At 57.8% G+C, this 20,146-nt stretch carries 11 protein-coding genes; 3 read left to right on the top strand and 8 right to left on the bottom strand.

The window, feature by feature from the left end:
- Positions 1-1,852 precede the first annotated feature (1,852 nt).
- The 6 genes from J3U88_RS13520 to J3U88_RS13495 form a co-directional block, all read right to left on the bottom strand.
- Positions 1,853-5,404, bottom strand: a complete 3,552-nt coding sequence (locus J3U88_RS13520) for a M1 family aminopeptidase (RefSeq protein WP_207859352.1) — start codon at positions 5,402-5,404, stop codon at positions 1,853-1,855.
- A 16-nt stretch (positions 5,405-5,420) separates the two neighbouring features.
- Positions 5,421-6,311 carry an ABC transporter ATP-binding protein gene (locus J3U88_RS13515; protein ID WP_207859351.1) on the bottom strand — a complete coding sequence of 297 codons (891 nt, stop codon included), beginning with the start codon at positions 6,309-6,311 and terminating at the stop codon, positions 5,421-5,423.
- 1,192 nt (positions 6,312-7,503) lie between these two features.
- The gene (locus J3U88_RS13510; RefSeq protein WP_207859350.1) at positions 7,504-8,274 is read right to left on the bottom strand and encodes a hypothetical protein; all 771 of its coding nucleotides are present in this window, start codon (positions 8,272-8,274) and stop codon (positions 7,504-7,506) included.
- A gap of 206 nt (positions 8,275-8,480) precedes the next feature.
- Positions 8,481-8,711, bottom strand: coding sequence for a hypothetical protein (locus tag J3U88_RS13505; protein WP_207859349.1), 231 nt, complete (start codon positions 8,709-8,711; stop codon positions 8,481-8,483).
- Positions 8,712-9,143: 432 nt separating this feature from the next.
- A complete protein-coding gene (locus J3U88_RS13500; RefSeq protein WP_207859348.1) occupies positions 9,144-9,842 on the bottom strand; it encodes a response regulator transcription factor in 699 nt (232 codons plus the stop codon).
- On the bottom strand, positions 9,839-11,410 hold the full coding sequence (locus J3U88_RS13495) for a sensor histidine kinase (protein ID WP_207859347.1): 1,572 nt from the start codon (positions 11,408-11,410) through the stop codon (positions 9,839-9,841). Before J3U88_RS13495 ends, J3U88_RS13500 begins: the two co-directional genes overlap by 4 nt.
- 238 nt (positions 11,411-11,648) lie before the next feature.
- Here J3U88_RS13495 and J3U88_RS13490 point away from each other — a divergent pair, with 238 nt between their 5' ends.
- Positions 11,649-12,170, top strand: a complete 522-nt coding sequence (locus J3U88_RS13490) for a hypothetical protein (RefSeq protein ID WP_207859346.1) — start codon at positions 11,649-11,651, stop codon at positions 12,168-12,170.
- The gene (locus tag J3U88_RS13485; protein ID WP_207859345.1) at positions 12,167-13,687 is read left to right on the top strand and encodes a Vgb family protein; all 1,521 of its coding nucleotides are present in this window, start codon (positions 12,167-12,169) and stop codon (positions 13,685-13,687) included. The genes J3U88_RS13490 and J3U88_RS13485 overlap by 4 nt, the downstream gene beginning before the upstream one ends.
- Positions 13,688-14,200: 513 nt before the next feature.
- On the opposite strand, the gene norR is transcribed toward J3U88_RS13485, so the two are convergent.
- Positions 14,201-15,718, bottom strand: coding sequence for a nitric oxide reductase transcriptional regulator NorR (gene norR / locus J3U88_RS13480; RefSeq protein WP_207859343.1), 1,518 nt, complete (start codon positions 15,716-15,718; stop codon positions 14,201-14,203).
- A gap of 173 nt (positions 15,719-15,891) precedes the next feature.
- Between norR and J3U88_RS13475 the strand changes: the two genes are divergently transcribed.
- Complete coding sequence (locus J3U88_RS13475) at positions 15,892-18,183, top strand: nitric-oxide reductase large subunit (RefSeq protein WP_207859341.1); 2,292 nt, start codon at positions 15,892-15,894, stop codon at positions 18,181-18,183.
- A gap of 69 nt (positions 18,184-18,252) precedes the next feature.
- Here J3U88_RS13475 and J3U88_RS13470 read toward each other — a convergent pair whose 3' ends face one another.
- Complete coding sequence (locus J3U88_RS13470) at positions 18,253-20,136, bottom strand: serine hydrolase domain-containing protein (protein WP_207859339.1); 1,884 nt, start codon at positions 20,134-20,136, stop codon at positions 18,253-18,255.
- Positions 20,137-20,146: the final 10 nt, after the last annotated feature.

Genomic DNA, 20,146 nt, shown 5'->3' with positions numbered 1-20,146 from the left:
GTGGATGCTCCCAAAAAATAATGAAGGCGCGATTCGCGCACGTCGATGGTTTACCCCCGGCCGCACCTAGGGCGGGCACGGAGGTCGAGGAGCATCCGGGTTTGGAACGAAAAGAGGTCTAGGAAGAAACCGGTAAGCAAAACCAAAGCGACACGCATCGGGTGATTCGAAGGGGTTTTTTATATGCTAATGAAGATAAAAGGCAACATTCGGAGGAAAACCATACCCAGACCCTAAAAACATGAGCCCGTCGGCCTAAACAGCCGAAAATCCGAATCTGCCGAAATAAACAGAGCGCACGTAACTTGGCGCGAGCAAGAGAATTACCCCGAGTCGAAACAAAAGGACTGAATGTAGCCCTTCGGACCCGAAAAATCACCCCATAATAATAAACGGCGGCGTAATTGTCACCTCAATTAGACGTTTGGTGCCCTATGCCAGTCGTCATGTTGAAGCCTTGGCGCAACGAAGAAAGGAATAAGCTGTGGCGATTTTGCACGATTATTGCTGGCGATCTGCGTGAGATTGCCCGCACGCAAACGCCTGAAAACGCAGCATGAAAGGCAAAAAACTAAGCGATGGCAACCCAATAAATTCCGAGGATGCGGCGAGAAAACGCGATGGGGAGACTTGGGCTCGTCGGATGGCAAATTCATCCACCAACGGGCCCCATTTTTTGCGCTACCCGGGGTCACCCCTGTGATTTCCCATAAAAACACCGTACGGCCGAGGATTGATTGGGTGGCCCGTGCAAGGATCCACACGCCGCCGGGGCCGACCCATCCTGAGTGAAACATGAGCCGGCGGCATGGTTGCTTTACCGGATCGTCTCCACGCGCTCACGGCGCCGGCGTTGGCACCTAAGCCGGCGCCTTAATCCAACTCAGTCGGTATAGGGAAATACGCGAATCCGCCTGGGCACCCTATAAGATTGGTTAACCCCGAAGGCGATTACCGCTGAGAGCCCTCATAATACTCAATTGGCCAGGTGCACGGATCCCACACGAATCCAACACGTTGCACAAGCCTGTCCCCCCATTCCCTTTTGGCGTTGCACAAGCCTGTCCCCCATTCCCTTTTGGGACTCAGGCTCGCTAACCGGCGCCTTCTTTCGCATTTCGCCATGGTCGGTTGGGACGCAAGTTCGCTAACCGAAACCTTCTTTCGCATTTCGCCATGGTCGGTTGGGACGCAAGTTCGCGAACCGGTGGCAAGGTGAAACCTTGCCGGATTTCATCCCATGGTTGGCAACGCGTTGCACAAGCCTGTCCCCCCATTCGTCCCCCCATTCCCTTTTGGGACTCAGGCTCGCTAACCGGTGGCAAGGTGAAGCCTTACCGGATTTCAGCCCATGGTTGGTTGGGACGCGGGCTCGCTCACCGGTGCCTCCTCACGCATATCGTCATGGTTGGTTGGGACGCAAGTTCGCGAACCGGTGGCAAGGTGAAGCCTTGCCGGATTTCAGCCCATGGTTGACAACCGGCGTGAAACTGCCGGTTGCCAACCATGGGTATGCGGCCGGTTCCAAAAAATGCTCTGAAAGAGCATCGGTTCATCCCACACCAATCCAACACGTTACACAAGCCTGTCCCCCCATTCCTTTTGGGACTCAGGCTCGCTAACCGAAACCTTCTTTCGCATTTCGCCATGGTTGGTTGGGACGCAAGTTCGCGAACCGGTGGCAAGGTGAAGCCTTGCCGGATTTCAGCCCATGGTTGGCAACCGGCGTGTAACTGCCGGTTGCCAACCATGGGTATGCGGCCGGTTCCAAAAAATGCTCTGAAAGAGCATCGGTTCATCCCACACCAATCCAACACGTTACACAAGCCTGTCCCCCCATTCCCCACGCGGGTCATTCCGCCACGGCGATGAGGTTGTCGTCCACCACCCGATCAATCAATTTATGATACGGATCAATCCCTACAAAACGCGGTTCTTGATCGACCGTGAAATGCAGGGTGCTTTCCTCACCCGCTAGTTCCCGCTTCTCCAGGAAGATCACATCCTTATCGCTGAAACGGTCGTCGCTCGGATCGCGCCGAAACAACCCGATGTCGACGGGTAGGTCAAAATCGGTCCGCGTTTCGTTGCCCACCGCATCCGCGTAGAGCTTGGCAGCGCGAACATCGAGGGTTACATCAAAGCGCCCGTCCTCCCGAGCCGCTACCCTAACCCCCTTGGCTTCAAGGTCGTACAGGGTAATCTTTTCAAACCAATCGACGATCAACCCCTCGTAGGCGGGACCGGCTTCCTCCCGCAACAAATTCAGGAAATCGCGACTGGTGGCATAAGGCCGTGATTGGTAACCACGCAGCGCGATCAAACGCCGCAGCACCCGGTTTACCCGTTCCGCCCCCAGGTAATCGCGCAACGCATACATCACCAGCGAACCCTTGCGGTAATGAATGTAATCCTGGCTTTCCACCCAAGCCAACGGCAGCTCGCCCTCGGGATCCTCGGCGCGACCGCGTAAATAGCGATCCAGCTCCAAACCCAAGAACTTGTGGATCATGTTGCGGCCGTATTTCTGTTCCATCACCAGCAACGCGCTGTACTGGGACAAGGTCTCGTTGAGAAAATCGGCCCCCTGACAATCGGCGGGGGTCACCTGGTGCCCCCACCACTGGTGCGCGATTTCGTGGGCGGTCACGTAATAAGGGATGTCGATGTCACCGGCCTCAACCTGGGCCACAAAACCCAATGCCTCGGAATAGGGAATCATCCCGGCAAAGGACTGCGCGAAGGAACGATAAGCGGGAAATTCGACAATGCGCAGGTGCTTGTGGGGATAAGGGCTGTAGATCTCAGAGAACAACGCCAAACTGTCTTTCACCGCCGCGCTCATGCGCGCCACGTTGTAGGTGTGCGGTGCATGGTGGTAAATCTCGACCGCCACATCCCCCCATTGATCGCGAACGACCTGGTAATCAGCGGACAGGTACGCGGTGAAATGCATCATCGGGCGTTCCATGCGGTACACGAAGGTGTTGCGCCCGTTTTCCGTCCAGCGTTCCGTCAGCTCACCCGGTGCCAGCGCGATTTGGTCGTCGCTGGTCGAAATCCGCGTGCGAAATTGGATGAAATCGCTGTCGCCGCGGTTCACACCGGTATCGTGGTTGCGTGGATTTTCCAACTTCGGCCGGCCTGGCAACGGCTCGAGACCGAAGTCGCGACGATCCGCGGCATCCTGCACATAAAGGTCGGGATTCACACCCAGGTAGGGCATCAGCCGGCTGTCTCTCAAAAAAGTCCCGTTGCGAACCAAATGCACATCGGGCCGACCCGAGGTGAAACCGCGCTGCTGCAGCACCGTCTCAAAACGAAGGGTACGCTGCTCGCCCGGCATCATCGCCGGCACCATGGTTAAGGTGACGAAGTTAAAGACAGGGTCGCGTTCCCGCTCCCAGCCCCCCTCCAAGGAGAGCGCGGCGATCTCCAGCCGGCTGGAGAAATGGACATGAAGCTCGGACACGGCCTGCTCGGTTTTGTTCTCGAGTAGGTAAAAACCACGGGACTCCACCCGACCCCGGTCAGGATAAATCGCAACCTCGGTATCGACCTCGATAATCCGCGGGATCGGTTGGCCGAGAAACGGACGGGTTCGCTTTTCGAAGGCAACCCGGCGCGCCGTCGCCTCTTGCGTGGTTAGGTGCTCGTTCAACACATTGGTGTTCACGAAAATGAAGCCGCCGCACAAGGCCGACACCGCCAGCGACCCCAAGGCAGGCGCCGCGTTGCGTCGATGCAACAGGCGTCGCAGTCGAAGGCGCATGGGTTGCTCAATCCCGCGTGGCCACAAGGCGTAGGTCGCCACCAGGAGCAAACCCGCGATGCCGCCCCAATAACCTTGCAGCCACATCACCGCGACGCGAAACCGACCCGACCCGTTCATGTCCGAATAAGGGGCGGAGAAACCACCCAACCCGTATTTAAGCAGCGGATGTTCCGAACCCAGTAAATCGTTCATGCCGACACTCACCAGGATGAACAGCCCCAATAACAGCATGCCGACCAACCGATTGGGGGCAATGACGTGAAAGAAACAGGCAAGAATCGCCAGGCAAAGGTAACGCACGACGTACAACAGGAAAATGCGCTCGAGGTACAGCGTCCACTCCGGCACCACCGTCCCGCTGTACAGTTGATAAGCCACCGCGAGCGTCACCCCGAGCGCCAACACCGAAACCATCATCAACAGCAAGGCGATTAACTTGGCCGTCACCAACACCCCATTGGCAACCGGCAGGGTGTCCACCAGTGGGTCAACCCCCACCGCCCGTTCACGCTGGATCATTTCGGCGCTGTAAAACCCGAGAATCGCCAGCAGCGCCCAACCATTGGAACCAATCACCGCGGCAATCATCAGCCGGGTCAGCGGGTAGGCGTTCACCCCGTACAACACCTCGCGTTCCAAAAGCGAGACCGCAACCAGAACAGCACTCAGCAAAAGCACCAACAGAAAAGGCGGGCTGACCAAGGTTTCCCGGATTTCAAAAAGGGCGCGGTGAAGCAGTTGCGCCTGTCGCGCGCGACGGTCCCAAGCCTGCCGAACAGTGGGCCGCTTGAAGAGGTGGGCGTTGGGGGCTGTGTCCGAGGCGTCAACCGCTTTCGGCGCCCGGTGCTTGACGCGAAACGAAAAAGAAACCAAAGCGACGCCGTAACCCAACGCGGCCAACCCAAACCACAGCAACCGGTTGGCAAGCAGCGACCGGTCAAAGGGCAACAGCCGGTGGTTGCGTTCCGCGGCGGTCCAATAAGCGGTCACCTCTTCCAAACCGCGGTGCATAAACGGATCCCACAAGGGACTGGCCAGATTGGTCTCACTCACCACCAAATACAACACCAAAACCGCCAGAGCGGTAACGTAGGTCGCGATCAAACTTCGGGTTAACGCCGCCACCGAAAAAATAAAACTCGCCGTCACCAACACGGACGGCACCAAAAACACAAAAAACACCGTTCCATAATGACTGACGCGAAGCGGCAACAGCGAGGACTCGTCCACCCAAGGCATCAAGCAACCGAGCATCATGCCCAGCGGCGCCGCGGCCAACACCGTCACCAGCGCCCCGAACGCCCCGAGGAACCGGCCCCCGAGGAACGCCCCCTTGGGAATCGGCAAAGCATAAAGGATGCCGTCAAAACCGGAATCCAAATCTTTCAAAAGGGTGCTCGCCATGAACGAGGGCACGATGAAGATCGAGAACACCCCCAAAACGATGTGGGTCATCATGATCATATAGGGGGCGTTAATAAAAACCTGTCCGCCTCTGGCCGTCCCGATAAATTCGCCGCTGTTGGCGGTGAGCAGAAAAAACAAACCCAGCAGCACCCCGAACAGCACGGTGAAGGACGAGGAATGGGTCATGTAGCGGTATTCCTGTTTCGCAATGGTCAACATCATTCGGCGTCTCCTTTCATCAAACCGCTTGCCGTGCGCGGGATTGTTCACCTTTTAAAGCCGAAAAATACACATCGGCGAGGTTGGCCTCGGCTGGGTCGAAATCGGGGCCGGGTCGGTCGGCCGCGATCACCCGCACCAGGGTGCGCCCCGCAAACAGGTGGCTGGAAATCACATGAAACGCATGCTCGATGCGGCTTTTTTCGCTTTTGTCGATGTGTTTGGTCCACACGCGCCCGTTCAAGCGCTGGATCAATTCGGCCGGTTTCCCCTGCACCAACACCCGACCTGCAGCCAGGATCGCCATTGAGGCGCACAACTCGGTAACGTCCTCAATGATGTGGGTGGAGAGCAGAACCACGCGGTCCTCGCCAATCTCGGCCAACAGGTTGTGGAAGCGGTTGCGTTCTTCCGGGTCCAACCCCGCCGTGGGTTCGTCGACAATGATCAGCTTGGGGTCGCCGATCAGGGCTTGGGCGATCCCAAACCGGCGCCGCATGCCGCCGGAAAAGGTAGCGACGCGTTTGTGGCGCACCCCGTACAGGTTGGTTTCCGCCAACAAATGATCGACGATGTTTTTCCGTTCGCGACGGTCTGAAAACCCTTTGAGCACGGCCAGGTGGTCGAGCAGGTGGTAGGCTGAACCCCGCGGATAAACCCCAAAATCCTGCGGCAGGTAACCCAAAACACGGCGCAAGGCCATGGGTTCCTCCAGCACGTCGATGCCGTCGAAGGAAACCGCGCCTTGGGTAGGTTGTTGCAGGGTGGCGATGCTCCGCATCAACGACGATTTGCCCGCGCCGTTGGGGCCCAATAACCCAAACATGCCCTTTTCGATGGTGAGGGTAACCCCTTTTAAAGCCTGAACCCCGTTGGGATAGGTGTGGGTGACGTTCTGAATCGATAACATAAGCCTGTCTCCTTGGGTTTCGCGGCATGACCCTCGGCCGGATCGCGAAACGCGTTGGATCGAATCGGCGTCGGTTGACAACCCAACCGAGCAAAGCGAAGATCCTCGATACTCAAGAAAACACGGCAAACCCATCCCGGCCCGTGATAACCCGGTGAACGGTCCAAAACCAGGGTGAACGGTTCACGGGAACAAACTTCATTCCGCGATTGGTTGGCCTCGTTGGCGCGTTTCGGTCTCCAATTCGCAGTGATTTCACTCAGAGTGGGAGAGATCATCTTAGATAATTTCCGGCATGACCTTAGCCCGCATTTCTCACAAGGATTCGTCGCGAGAAGCTGAAAGCCTTGTGAGTACGAAGATTACGACCGAGAGACGGCGCAGGGGTCCGACCATTCGGCGTAGCAGCGCTACGGCGAAGACGGCTCGACCGAGTAATGCGGAAGGCCGCCCCCTCGCAATCACATGGGTTTCTGCTTCGTAGCAGAATTCCTTGTGAGAAATGCGGGCTAGGGAAAAACGGGCTGCTCTAGTTTTCCCTCAATCCTGCAGGTAGAAACGGTAAGATCAAAAAAGCACACTCCCAATGGGTTCTGGTACCAATCATAGCCTCGCGTTACACGAGGCAGCTCATCGAAACCCAGAGCCCTCCGATTATCTCTGACAAGAAAAAACGGACTTTTGTAAAACTTCAATCCTCATCCTCGTTATTATTCGTGGTTTAATTAAGGAGCGATTAACCGCCATGCTTCAATTGGCTGGCAGATTCTTGCATTCTTTCATTCTTGTATCACTCAATTTAGCCTTCAGATTATTAAAAATACCGAGGTGCATCTTGTTAGTTTACTTTTTAATAATGTCATGTACTTTTACCCCTGAAGCCCCATTTCAGTTTAAGTTATGCGAAGGGAAGCCGGCTTCCTTTGGAACAATATTGAATGGGAGTAGTGAAACAAAAGCTGTTTTATCACTACTAATTGACACGAACTCGTCTAACCAATGCGTCATAAGAACGGAGGAACATCTTGGCAAAACTAAGTTCATCGGCTTTCGAATAATCACGAGCGACGGCAAGAACCTCGCTGATTTCGGTTTGCAACTAAGAGACGCCCCTCTTTCAGAAAAGCACCAAAGAAAACTTATTAGGAAATGGAACAGGTGGCTTAAGTAAGCACTTCAACTTCCGAACCGTTCAATTGATTTTTATAGCATTCAGCTTCAACGGCTTTAGCTCAGCCTCTTCATCTTCAAAGTAGTAAACGCCTGCCTCAAACGAAACCAGCTCCACATCAAGATAAACTGGCTTACTTTTTGATTTAGACACAAATTTTGTTTCAAAATACATCGGTACTAACTGACCACCTCTTTGTTTTAACTGCGCTAAAACAACCAAAAATCCATCTCTGTATGGAAGTACATTTTTCAAAACAACCAATTGATCTGTCGTCGTACTCAGAGGATGATAAACGGCTTCATCCTGAAAATCGACCACATACAGCCCAAACCTATAGTGATACAAAAATGCAAAATCATCTACGATGTAATGAGCACCAAGGAAGTAATCATCGTTTTCCTGTGAATAACCATCCCGAGGAATGCGCACAGCCTTTTTGTCGTCGCCAAAATACCAAAGCGCTTCCGGCCCCTTATACAGGAGACTTTTTCCTTTTCCGGCAATTACATATGACGGGTAATAAGACCATTCTTCGCCATAAACTTCAATATTCAAAGTTCTGTCGCGCTCTAGATCTTGCACCCAAAGTTCTCCATCAACAATCCAAGCATTCGCCTTGCTCGAAATCTCTTTATCTCTTGACGCATCTTTCGTCCCAATAGCTTTTTTAAAGCTACCATCAACACTATATACTTCAAAACGCGGATATTCATACCCGACACCAACTCTAAGATTGGTATTATGTACTACATGAGCGCATTCTCCTAACACAAGAAAAAACCAAAACATACAGCTCCACCTATAACAAAAGGACTGAGCCATGTGGACTCAGCCCGGTTTCACCTATCAAGTTTCAATTCACAATAGGCTCAAAGCACCAAAACTCTTCCAACCACAAAACACAATCAACATAAAGCATTTATGAATAAAACCCATTTAAGCTCTGATCGATCCAAGGCTCAAAGAATCAAAAATACCTTCCCTACTTCTTTTTCTTAGCGGCAATGAGGTCTTGACCCAGCGATACAGCTTGTCGTGATCCGAGCACGTTGGGGATCATAATTATTAATCATTCTCCAACCAGCTTGCCCTGAACCAATCCCTCCTGTATTACCAACACCGGGATTATCTTGTGGATCCAACTCTTCTCGAGTAGTTTGAGCCTCAACAGGAAAGAAAACCATAGAAACAAGGCTCAGCATTAAAATCTTCTTCATCAAAATCACTATTCACCTCACTAAATAAAAAACTCACGCTACACACTAAACATCTTTTTCCAGATCGTCCACCCAATTTAACACTCCCCATCCTGCTTTCTTGACTTAGTAATTTCAATTAAAACCTATAAAAAACCTCCTGAGTCAACACATCATCAACATTCAAAAAAAGGCAGCAAGCAATTCATAACAAAAGTCAACTTCAAAACACTTCACAAGGCTTAATTTTTCATGACCTTATACCTAAGAGGCGCGATAAGCGCGAGGAATTTTGGTTAAAGATCTGGAGCGAAATGGCTTGAAAGGGCGGACCGGGGTCGCGCACGACGCGCACCCGTTAGTCCTGGGCTTTTTCACAGGCCATTGGAGCCCAGAGGCTTAGCCATAATCACCGCGTCAGCGCTTCTTAGGTTTAAAAGCTACGGGCTGGAAAGAACAGGCTTAAGGAATGAATTTGTAGCCGATGCCGTAGACCGTGATGAAGTGGCGCGGGCGGCGTGGATCCGTTTCCAGTTTTTGGCGCAGCCAGGATAGATGGACGTCGACCGTGCGGGTGGCCACCTCGGCGTCGAAACCCCAGACCGCGTCCAGCAGGTGCTCGCGCGTGAGCAGTTCCTTCGGATGATCGATAAAGTACAGCAACAGTTGGTACAGGCGCGCGCTTAAGAGGACCACCTCGCCCGCTTTGCGAATGACCACCTCGCGCCGGTCGACCTCCACGTCCCCGAACCGGTCCCGCTTGGGTACCGCCGCCGTGCCTGGCGCGCCGCGTTGGTGACGCCGGGTAAGTGCTTCCATTCTGGCCAAAAGTTCGGCTGTTTCGAAGGGTTTGGTGAGGTAATCGTCGGCCCCGAGCTTGAGGCCGACCACCTTGTCGGTGAGCTGATCGCGCGCGGTTAACATCAGAATCGGCGTGTCCGTGCCGGCGGCGCGCAGGTCGCGGCAAACCTCGAACCCACTTTTGCCCGGTAGCATCAGGTCGAGCAGGATCAGGTCGAAGGGACCCGCGTCACGGGCCGCCGCTTCGCCGCGAACCCCGTCCGCCAGATGGGTGACCTGGTAGCCCTCGGCCTCGAGTCGGTCGCTCAAGGTTAAGGCCAGGCCGGGTTCGTCTTCGATTAACAGGATGTGCTGTTTCATGGGTTCGGCGCTCCCGGTCGCGGCAGCCAAACCGAGAAGGTGGTGCCGCGCTGTTCGTTGCTTTGGTGGTTGATGCGGCCGCGCGCGTTTTCCACCAGCTTACGGACCAAACTCAGACCCAGTCCGGTGCCCTGAATTTGGTCTTTGCGCGCCCGGTCGCCGCGGTAGAACTGTTCGTAGATGCGGCGGCGTTCGCGTTTGGGAATCCCGAAACCATGGTCGGTCACGTTGATTTGCAGGCCGGCGCGCTGTTGTTCCCGCGCGGGCGCCACGGCGATTTCCACGGTGCGCCCGCTGGGGCCAAATTTGATCGCGTTGCTGATCAGGTTCCGCAAAATGGTGTGCAGTGCCTCCGGTTCAATCGCGACCGCGGCCGGGGTGTCCGCGCATTCGATGCGCAGTTTGCAGCGTTTGCCCTCCAGCAACAAGGCCAATTCTTGTTCCACCTGCGTCAAACTCGCGGCCACATCGGCGCGGGCGTTGGCGGGTGGTAGGCCTTCGCCAAACAATTTGCTGTACTGCAACACCTGCATCACCATGGTTCCCAAGCGCGCGCTTTCTTGTTTAATCAGCCGACCGTAGGCGACCACCTTGTCCGGGTCTTTGACCGTCGCATCAGCCAGATTTTCGCCCGCCATCCCGATGGTGGCCAACGGCGTTCGCAACTCGTGGCTGAAGGCGGCCATCATCGCCGCCTGCTGTTCCGCCAAAGCCTTGGCGCGGCGCAGGTAGGTGTAAAAAGCCGCAAAAGCCAGCAGCAGAAACAAGAAACTGAGCAAGGCCGGCAAGCCGTCGCGCAGGCGATCTTCCCACGCGAGGGCACCCATGGGTCCGGCGGCGAGCCCGGTTTCCAAGCGCAAAACCCCCTGGCTGGAAAAATGAAACGCGCCTGTTTCGGGTGTAAAAAAAGGGTTGCGCCAGTCGACCCCCGTTTCGCTTCGAAACGGGGACGCGACGCGGGCCGGTGGATAAAAATGGGTGCTCCCGTCGGCAACCAAATCAGCGGCGCCGGCCACGGATTCACCACACGCGGCGTTTCGTACCTGGGTGTCAAAGACGGCGTGATTGGGCAGGGCCAGCGCGTAACACCACGGCAAAAACCTTTGGTCGAAATGGGCTTGGTTCCAAACCACCGCCACCAAGGTAGACGCCGCGTCACCGTCGTGCAGCAACAAGGGCGGCAACCCCGTTAACGGACCCCTGCCGTAAACCCATGCTTTGAGTCGGCCATCCAAGGGACGGCGCGCCGTCGTTGCCGGTGCCAATTGGATGGCTGAATCGCGGGTGTCCGGGTCAATCAGCCAAATCGTTTCAACCAAGGCCGGGTGCTTCAAGCCGCGCCACGCTTCGCGAAGGCGTTGCGGATGGGAGCCCGCCGCTTTGAAGGAAGCCTCAACCAGCGACAGGCGGTGGTCAATCTCGGCCGCAAACAAGAAGGTGGCCTTTTGTAATTGGTTGGCGCGCTCCTGTGCCTTAGTCAGGTGAAGTTGCTGCAACCAATAAATTTGTAACCCCGCTACCACGAACAAAATCGCGGCCGGCCCGGCGGCCCACCACCATTTCAGCATGCTTGCCCCTCCCTTTTGAGAGGTTTCATTGTAAGGGAGTGGGCCCTGCTTTGGCGGCACCCGCGGGGGATTTTACATTTTTAACAAGGTGTTAAAAGGCTCTTAAGGACTTGGCGTCGGGTAATTTTTTAAAGTAAGCGACGTCGCCCGCCCCAATGGCCCACAAGGGATTCTGCCGGAACCGCACCTGCCGGACCAAAGGAAGGCACGGCGAACCATTTCACGATGAGGTGACACCATGCAGTGGCTTTACCTGATGCTGACGTTGATGCAGCCGGCGCAACAACCCTTCGCGGGGCCAAACGGCTTCGATTTCTTTTTGGGCGCATGGCACGCGGAACAGCGCTGGCTCCAAGAGGACATGCGCTACGACGCCTTTACCAACCGCGTCAAGGTTTTCAAGATCCTCCACGGACATGGCATTCAGGACGACAACTTTAAACCGGTCGCCGGCCGCGAGACCTACTTCGGCTCGGCCTACCGTATTTACGATGCCGCCAAACAACGCTGGATTTGCCGTTGGTTTGACGGCGGCACCCAAAAGTTGAGCGACGACTTCTTTCTTAGCGCGGAGGGGGACGGGTTTTCCGGTTATAGCGACGGTAAAGACAAACATGGCAGCTACCGGAGCCACATCCGCTTTCACCACATCACGAAAAACCAATTCAAATGGCAGATGATCCGCCGTTACGAGGGCCTCGACCGCGACTTATTAATCGGCGAGATCACCTATACGCGCATCGAGGAGACACCGAAATGAAGTTAAGTTTATTGAGTATTTTATGCTGTGGCATGGCATTCGCTGGTGACTGGGTGGTACCCTGGGTCACCCACAACAGCCAATTCAACAGCACCCTGTTCCTGACCAACCCCAGCGCGCAAACGGTCGTGGTCCACCTTGCCGCCAAACGCAACGGCGGCGAACAATTTGAAGCCCAACTCAGCCTCGATCCCCTGGCCCAGCACGTCGCCCCCATCGACAGCCTGTTCCCCGAACTCGGGGAGGGCGCGGGCTTCGCGCTGTACCTAAGCAGCGAAAGCAACCGCCTGCTCGGTTCCTACATGGTGATCGGTACCCAAAGTGCCTCGGGCTCCTCCCCCGCCCAAGGCAACCTGCAACGACAAGACGCGGCGGGCCAAAACCTGGTTTTCCCGTTCCTACCCGATCCCTCCGCACAAATTTCGGCACCGGTGGTGGTGAACCTGGGAGAAACGGAAGCCAACCTGGTGATGACCGCCTACCAAGACAGCACGGTGCTCGGCCAACGGGCGCAAACCCTTGCGCCAGGCGAACCTTACGCGGCCGTGGCCCACGATTTGTTCCCCGACTTCAGCGGGCCGATCTACCTGCACGTCAGCGCGGACCAACCCCTGGCGGGCACCAGTTTCGCCTTTAACGAACTGCTCGAACCCTCCATCAGCGAAGCGCTGGTGGTCGCCGAGGCCCCGGCCACGCCGGTCGATCCCACGCCGGCCGGTGTCACCACCCTCACCCTCGACACCGCCATTACCCGCGACGGTGTCACCATGGGACCCGACGGCTTCCTTTACGCGGCCGAGGGCTGGTCGGGTCAGCGGGTGTTCCGCATCAGCCGCGAGGGCGCCGTGGAAACCTACGCCACCGGGTTACGCGGTCCCATCGACATGGCTTTTGATCGTGAAGGCAACATGATGGTGGCCGAAATAGCAGGTTCTCTGGTTCGCGTTGCACCTGACGGGACGGCCACCCGTTTCGCAACCCTAACGCAAACCCCCAACGGCGTGGCGGTCGGTCCCGACGGCAACACCTACGTCACCCACTTCGGTCGCGGCGGCTCGGGCCGGAAAATCGAACGGGTCACCCCGGACGGCACCGTGACCACCTTCGCGGAAGGCGGCTCGATTCAAGCGCCCATCGGTTTGGCGTTTGATGACGCGGGCACCTTGTACAACACCAATTTCCGCAACGGCGCGATCCTCAAAATCGACGCCAACGGCCAACAAGAAACCCTGGTCACGATTCCGAACACCTTGCTCGGTTACGTACGGGTGGTCGGCGACGACCTGATTGTCAGCGCCCACACCAACAACGTGTTGTACCGCGTCAACAAAGAAAGCGGCGATTGGACCGTGATCGCGGGCAGCGGTGCCGCGGGCGAAACAGACGGCCCGTTGCTCGAAGCACGTTTCACCAGCACCTGGGGTTTGGCGGTCTCGGCAGACGGCAAGGACGTATTCGTCACAAGCTACCGCGACAGCGCCGGCGACCCCATCGTGCGCCGCGTCCACTTGGATTAGTGCGTCATCCAACCCGCATTGCTTGTGTTCTCCGAGGCAAGCAATGCGGGCTTTTTTTCGTCTGCACATCCTTTGAATAAGGCCGAATGGATTCTGGATCGTGATAGCGCAAGGAACACGCGGCGTCCATTCGGATCAAAACCAGGTCCCAACGGTCAAAAAACATCGCTTGCGTCGTTTGAAGGATCCATCAAAAAAGCATGGCGCGTTTCTGCCTCAACCACTCATGCCAAACCGCCGTTAAAACAACTGCCCTTGATGAGATAAAACCGGCCGGACGAAAAGTGCGCACGAACCCATGGGTCCAATAGCTGAATAGCCGTTTCATCCCCATCCTAAAAGGCCGCAACCACGCTCGCCCTGGGACCCATCCAACTGATCCGGCGACTATAGGGACGCCGTTTTTGCTTCCTGGGGCTTTATGGCCACCTTTTCCAACCAGTCCCCAAAGCCGATCCCACGTTGTTTTGGCGGCCTCCCCCCTTCTAGAGCCGGATTTTACAGAGCAACGATCTACTTCAAACCCAAACGTTTGGCGAGGTTGTGGAGGTTGGAGCGGTGCATGCCCAGTTGGGTGGCCGCGCGGGTCCAGTTGCCGCCGTTGGCCGCCACCGCCTCCTCGATGGTTCTTCGCTGGAAGGCCTCGGTGGCCTCGCGTAACGGCAAGGCCGGCGCCGGCATCGGACCGGGTGTGCCCTCACCCGAAAACGACCCACGCACGTGGCGCGGATGCAACACCGGCCGGTCCGGGTTGTCGCGCGCCGCGTACAACAAACCGCGCACCAAGGTGTTGCGCAACTCGCGCACGTTGCCCGGCCACGCGCCTTGGGACAGCGCGGCCAAGGATTGTGGGTCGAGGGTTACCGCGGCGACGCCGAGTTGGCGTTTCTCCTTTTCTAGGAAATGGTGGACCAGGTATTCGATGTCCGCCGGCCGCTCGCGCAGGGGCGGGACATGGATCGGCACCACGTTGAGGCGGTGGAACAAATCTTCCCGAAAGCGCCCCTGGGCCACCTCGTTTTTGAGGTTGCGGTTGGTGGCGGCAATCACCCGCACGTCGACGTGTTTCAGTTGCTCCGAGCCGATGCGTTGGATTTCGCCTTCCTGCAGGGCGCGCAGGAGTTTGGGTTGCAACGCGGGTGGGAGTTCCCCGATTTCGTCGAGGAACAAGGTGCCGCCGTCGGCCAGCTCGAACTTACCCATGCGGTCCGCCTCGGCCCCGGTGAAGGCGCCGCGTTGATGCCCGAACAGTTCGGATTCGGCCAGGCTCTCGGGCAGGGTGGCACAGTTGACGTAAACCATTGGGTCCCCGCCGCGACGCGACAATTGATGCACTTGGCGCGCCACCAGTTCTTTGCCGACACCGGTTTCGCCGGTGATCAGAACCGCCAGTTGGGTCGGCGCCACGTAGGCGATTTCGGCGCGCAGCCGTTGCATCACCGGGCTGTCACCGATCAAGTTCCCGCCGGACCGGGTTTGCGCGGTGCGGGCCAGTTCTCTGGCCAGGTTGGTTTGATGGCGGTTTTTGGTTTCGAGCTGCTCCATCAGTTTTGCCGTGTGCAGCACGGAGCCGGCGAGGGCACCGAACAAGGTGAGTACCTGTTGGTTGAGGTGGTCGAACTTGCCCGGTTGCAGCGCGTCGGCAGTGAGGACCCCAATCAGTTGTTGATCGAAGAACAGCGGGCAGCCCAAACAACTGTGGACGTGGGTGGTGCCTGTTGAGGGCTCGATAAGTTGGTCGAAGGGATCGGGCAGTGGGCTGTCGGCGGCGAACAAAACGGGTTCCTCGGCCTGGGCCACAATCGCGAGCCGGGGGTGATCGCCCAGGGCGTAGGTGCGGGTCAGCGCCCGCGCCTCGAGGCCGATCCCGGCCCGTGGTTTCAACTGCCGCCCGTGGAGGGTCATCAAACAGGCGGCATCGTAGGGAATCACCTGGCTGACAGCCTCGAGCAAAGCCAGGTAGCGGTCGGCCGCGGTCATGGAACGGTTTAAGTCGAGTGCGATGGTGAGGAGGGTGTCCCAAGTTTTCATGTTGTGTAATTTACAACAGCGTTGTTAAATCAACAACAGCGTTGTTATCAATCACACAACAGACAAGCATAACCTTATTAAAACAAGCATATAAATCGCCGGCACGCGGCTTGTTCTATTACATTCCCCGGCGGGCCGGCCCCGCCGACTTTTTTGGGAAATGAGGGACACTTATGTCGTATCGCAGTTTATGGATGCTTTTGTTTGGCGTGTTGGTGGTGACCTTTGCGATCCTTGGCTTTTTTGGTCGCGAGATTTACCGCCAAGCACCGCCGATGCCGACCGCCTTTGTCGACACCGAGGGCGAGGTCCTGTTTACGCAAGAACAAATGATTGAAGGCCAACTGGTTTGGCAATCCATCGGCGGTCAACAAATCGGTTCGGTGTGGGGGCACGGCGCCTACCAAGCACCGGATTGGACGGCCGACTGGTTGCACCGCGAACTGGTGTGGGTACTGGACGATTGGGCGCGGGAACAACACCAAAAACCCTTTGCCGATTTGGCTACCCCGGCCCGCGCCGCGCTGCAAGCGCAACTCACCGAGATCGTGCGTACCAACACCTACGACCCCGACTCAGGCGAGGTGGTGCTCCACCCTACCCGACTCGCCGCGGCCAAAGCGATTACCAACTACTACGACCGCCTCTTCGGCGGCGATCCCGCCCTGCGCGATTTACGCGAAAGCTACGCCATCCACGAGGCGGTGTTGCCGGACCCCGAGCGACGCCGCGCCATGGCGGCCTTTTTTTACTGGAGCGCCTGGGCCGCCTCCACCGAACGACCCGACGCCTCGGTCACCTACACCAACAACTGGCCCCACGAACCACTCATTAATAATGTACCCTCCACGGCCAACCTGTTCTGGTCGATCATCAGCATCGTGCTCTTGCTGTGCGGCGTCGGCGCGCTGGTTTGGTTCGAGTCGAGCCGCAAGGAGGAAGCGGAACACCCCGACCGCATCCCCAGCCGCGACCCGCTCGACGGCCTGGCGCTCACCCCGTCGATGCGCGCCCTGGGCAAATACGTGGCGGTGGTGGTGCTGCTGTTCGTGATCCAAGTGATGTTGGGCGGCCTGCTCGCCCACTACACGGTGGAGGGTCAACACTTTTTCGGCATCCCCATCGCGGAATGGCTGCCCTACACGCTCACCCGCACCTGGCACCTCCAGTTGGCGATGTTTTGGATCGCCACGGCCTTCCTCACGGCGGGTTTGTTCCTGGCCCCGGTCATCAACGGCGGCAAAGATCCCGCCCACCAACGCCTGGGCGTGAACATCCTCTTCGGCGCACTCCTGGTGGTGGTCGGCGGCAGTTTGACGGGCGAATTCCTGGCGATCCACCAACTGCTGGACCTGGAATGGAGTTTTTGGCTGGGCATCCAAGGTTACGAATACACGGATTTGGGCCGCGTCTGGCAGATCGGCCTGCTGATCGGTTTGGCGCTGTGGCTCACCCTGATGCTGCGCGGCATTTTACCCCGCCTCAAGGTCCGCGATCAGGGCCGCCACCTGCTGTTGCTGTTCACCCTGTCCTGTGTCGCAATTGGATTGTTCTACGGCGCCGGCCTGTTTTACGGCGCACGCACCCACATTTCCATCATGGAGTACTGGCGCTGGTGGGTGGTGCACCTGTGGGTCGAGGGTTTCTTTGAAGTGTTTGCCACCGCCGCCATCGGTTTCCTCTTCGCCCAGTTAGGTTTGGTACGCATCGCCTTCGCCACCCGCGCCACCTTGTTCGCCACCAGCATCTTCCTGGTCGGCGGCATCCCCGGCACCTTCCACCACCTCTACTTCAGCGGCACGCCGATTTCGGTCACCGCGGTGGGCGCCTGCTTCAGCGCGCTGGAAGTGGTGCCGCTGGTCCTGATCGGCAAAGAAGCCTGGGATACCTACCGCAAACAACAGCTCAGCACCTGGACGCAAAACTACCGCTGGCCGATTATGTGTTTCATGGCGGTGGCCTTCTGGAACCTGGTCGGCGCGGGCATCTTCGGCTTTTTGATCAACCCGCCGATTGCGCTGTTTTACATGCAGGGCCTGAACACGACGGCAGTCCACGCCCACGGTTCCATGTTCGGCGTCTACGGCTTCTTGTCGCTGGGCTTGATCCTGTTCGTCGCGCGCCGTCTGACGATGGGCCTGGTCTGGCGCGAGTCGTGGATCGCCTTCAGTTTTTGGGCACTCAACATCGGCTTGGCCACCATGATAGTGCTTTCGCTGTTGCCGATTGGTTTGATTCAAACCTGGGCGAGCATCGAACACGGCATGTGGTACGCGCGAAGTGCCGACCTCCTGCAAACCAACCTGATCGAAACCCTGCGTTGGCTGCGCATCATCGGCGACGGCATCTTCATCGCGGGCACGCTGGCCTTCGCGGCCTTCCTGGTTGATGTGGTCCGACGCAGCCGCGGCGCCGGCGCGGGAAATTGGGAGACCACGCCGCTAACGGGGTCTCCCACCGGCTAACCGCTTGGAAAGCCCGCATTGCCCACAAGGATTCGTCCCTGAATGCCTTGTGGCATTTGCGGGCTGGATTCACCGGGCGGCAAGTACCAGGGAGGTCAGCATGGCGCGGCCTTCCGCTTGGTAGCAGTGGGTGAGGGTGCCCGCCTCGGTGGCCAAAACCCAGGCCAGGGTTTCCTCACCCACCGCGCGCTGCAACACCATGATTTGGGTGGCGCCCGCGTCACCGGCGAGGTGCAGGGTGGTTTTGCGCCAGTAGTACGGACCAACGGTGACGCCCGAGGTCACGCCTTGCGTCAGGGTCACGTCCGCGGCGGCGCGGGGTTCGAGCAAGGCGGCCAGTTCGCGGGGTCCCGGTGCGCCGTCAACCACACCGGTCCACAGCTTGTTGGTTTCCCGTTGGGCGGTGATCGCGTTTTCATCCGTGGTGACCGACCAGTTCGCCGCGAGCGTGAGACTGAGGCGACCGGCGTGGGTGGGTTCCGGGCGGTTTTCGGGGGCGGATTCCCCCACGCGCCGTAACCGGGTCCCGTTGTAACGCGCCGACAGCACCTCACCGGACCGCGACAAGGCCCAGAACATCGTCGTCGGGCTGCCGATGCCGCGAATCACGCAACGGGCCGAATTCATGAAATCAAGCCGACCCGCTTTGACGGTCTGGCCGTCGGCGACGACCTCGGCGTGCAACACGCCTTGTTCGTCGGCGGTCACGTCCACCTGCATGGTCCCCAAACCGCGCGCCGCGTAGCGACCGACAAAACGACGCCGCTGCGCCTCATCAAATTCAAAATCGTTGCGGGTTGGATCGGGCCGTTTGGGTTTGCCCCAATCCGAAAGGGGTTCACCCATGGCCGCGTGTAACCCGTTGTTGGCAATCGTGGTTAAATCGGCGAATCGCTGGAGATTCAAGGTTTCGATGTTGGCAAACACGGCGATGGCGATCTCCTGCTCCGGCACCAACATCGCAAAGGAGGTCATGGTCATGGCGTGGCCGCCGTGGGAAACGACCCGGCGGCCGTCGACCTCGCCGATCATCCAACCCAACCCGTATGCCATCGCACCCAAGCGCTCATTCTCCGGCATGCCGATCTGACCGCGCCACATTTCCGCCACGGCCGAGGCGCTGATAAAGGGCTGACCCGCGCCGTCGTGGCCGGTCAGCAACGCGCACAGATAGCGGCCGAAATCGCGGGCGCTGCACTGTTGGATCGAGCCGGCGGCGGCGAACTGGACCGAGGCCAAACCTTGCATCGCGGGCAAGCCGGCCTCGGCACCGGCGTAGTGACCGGTCAGGCCGCCCATCGCGGTCACCTCGGCGGGAATTGTGCTGGAATGCTTCATGGCCAGAGGTTTGAGCACCAGGTCGGCCAGGGTTTGGGCAAAAGGTTTGCCGTGGATGCGCGCCGCCACGGCACCAGCCACCACAAAACCTTCGTTGGTGTATTCAAAACCACTGCCCGGATCACGGTGCAAAACCTGACCGGCCAGCGCGGCGATCAATGCACCTTCGGCGTCGTCGGCCTGGTTGCGGTCGGTGATGCCGCGATCCATCGAAGGCAAACCCGAGCTGTTGGCCAAGAGCATGCGCACGGTGATGCGGTCGCTGCCTTGCTTGTCGGCGGTACGGAAATCGGGCAGGTAGGTGGTCACCGGCGCGTCCAAATCGAGCCGACCCTGATCCACCAAACGCATCACGGCTAAGGCGGTCATCGATTTGGTGATGGAGCCAATCGCGGTGGGCGTGTCGGCGGTCATCGGCCGTGTTTTGCCCACCGTCGCCACCCCAAACCCACGCGCATAGAGGATGTGGTCGCGCTGCACCATCACCACCGACAAACCGGGATAAGCAGCTTGGGCGAACGTCCGTTCCAAATAAGCGTCGAGCGCGGCGGTATCGGGCCTGCTCGCCCCAAAAACCGACATCAGCATCAACCAATTACAAACGATATTCAGCATTATCTCCTCC

Origin of the sequence: Acanthopleuribacter pedis, assembly GCF_017377855.1 — a bacterium.
In the GTDB taxonomy this organism is placed as follows: Bacteria; Acidobacteriota; Holophagae; order Acanthopleuribacterales; family Acanthopleuribacteraceae; genus Acanthopleuribacter; species Acanthopleuribacter pedis.
Note: the sequence above shows the minus strand (reverse complement) of the source record. Positions and strands in the feature narration are given on the sequence as shown.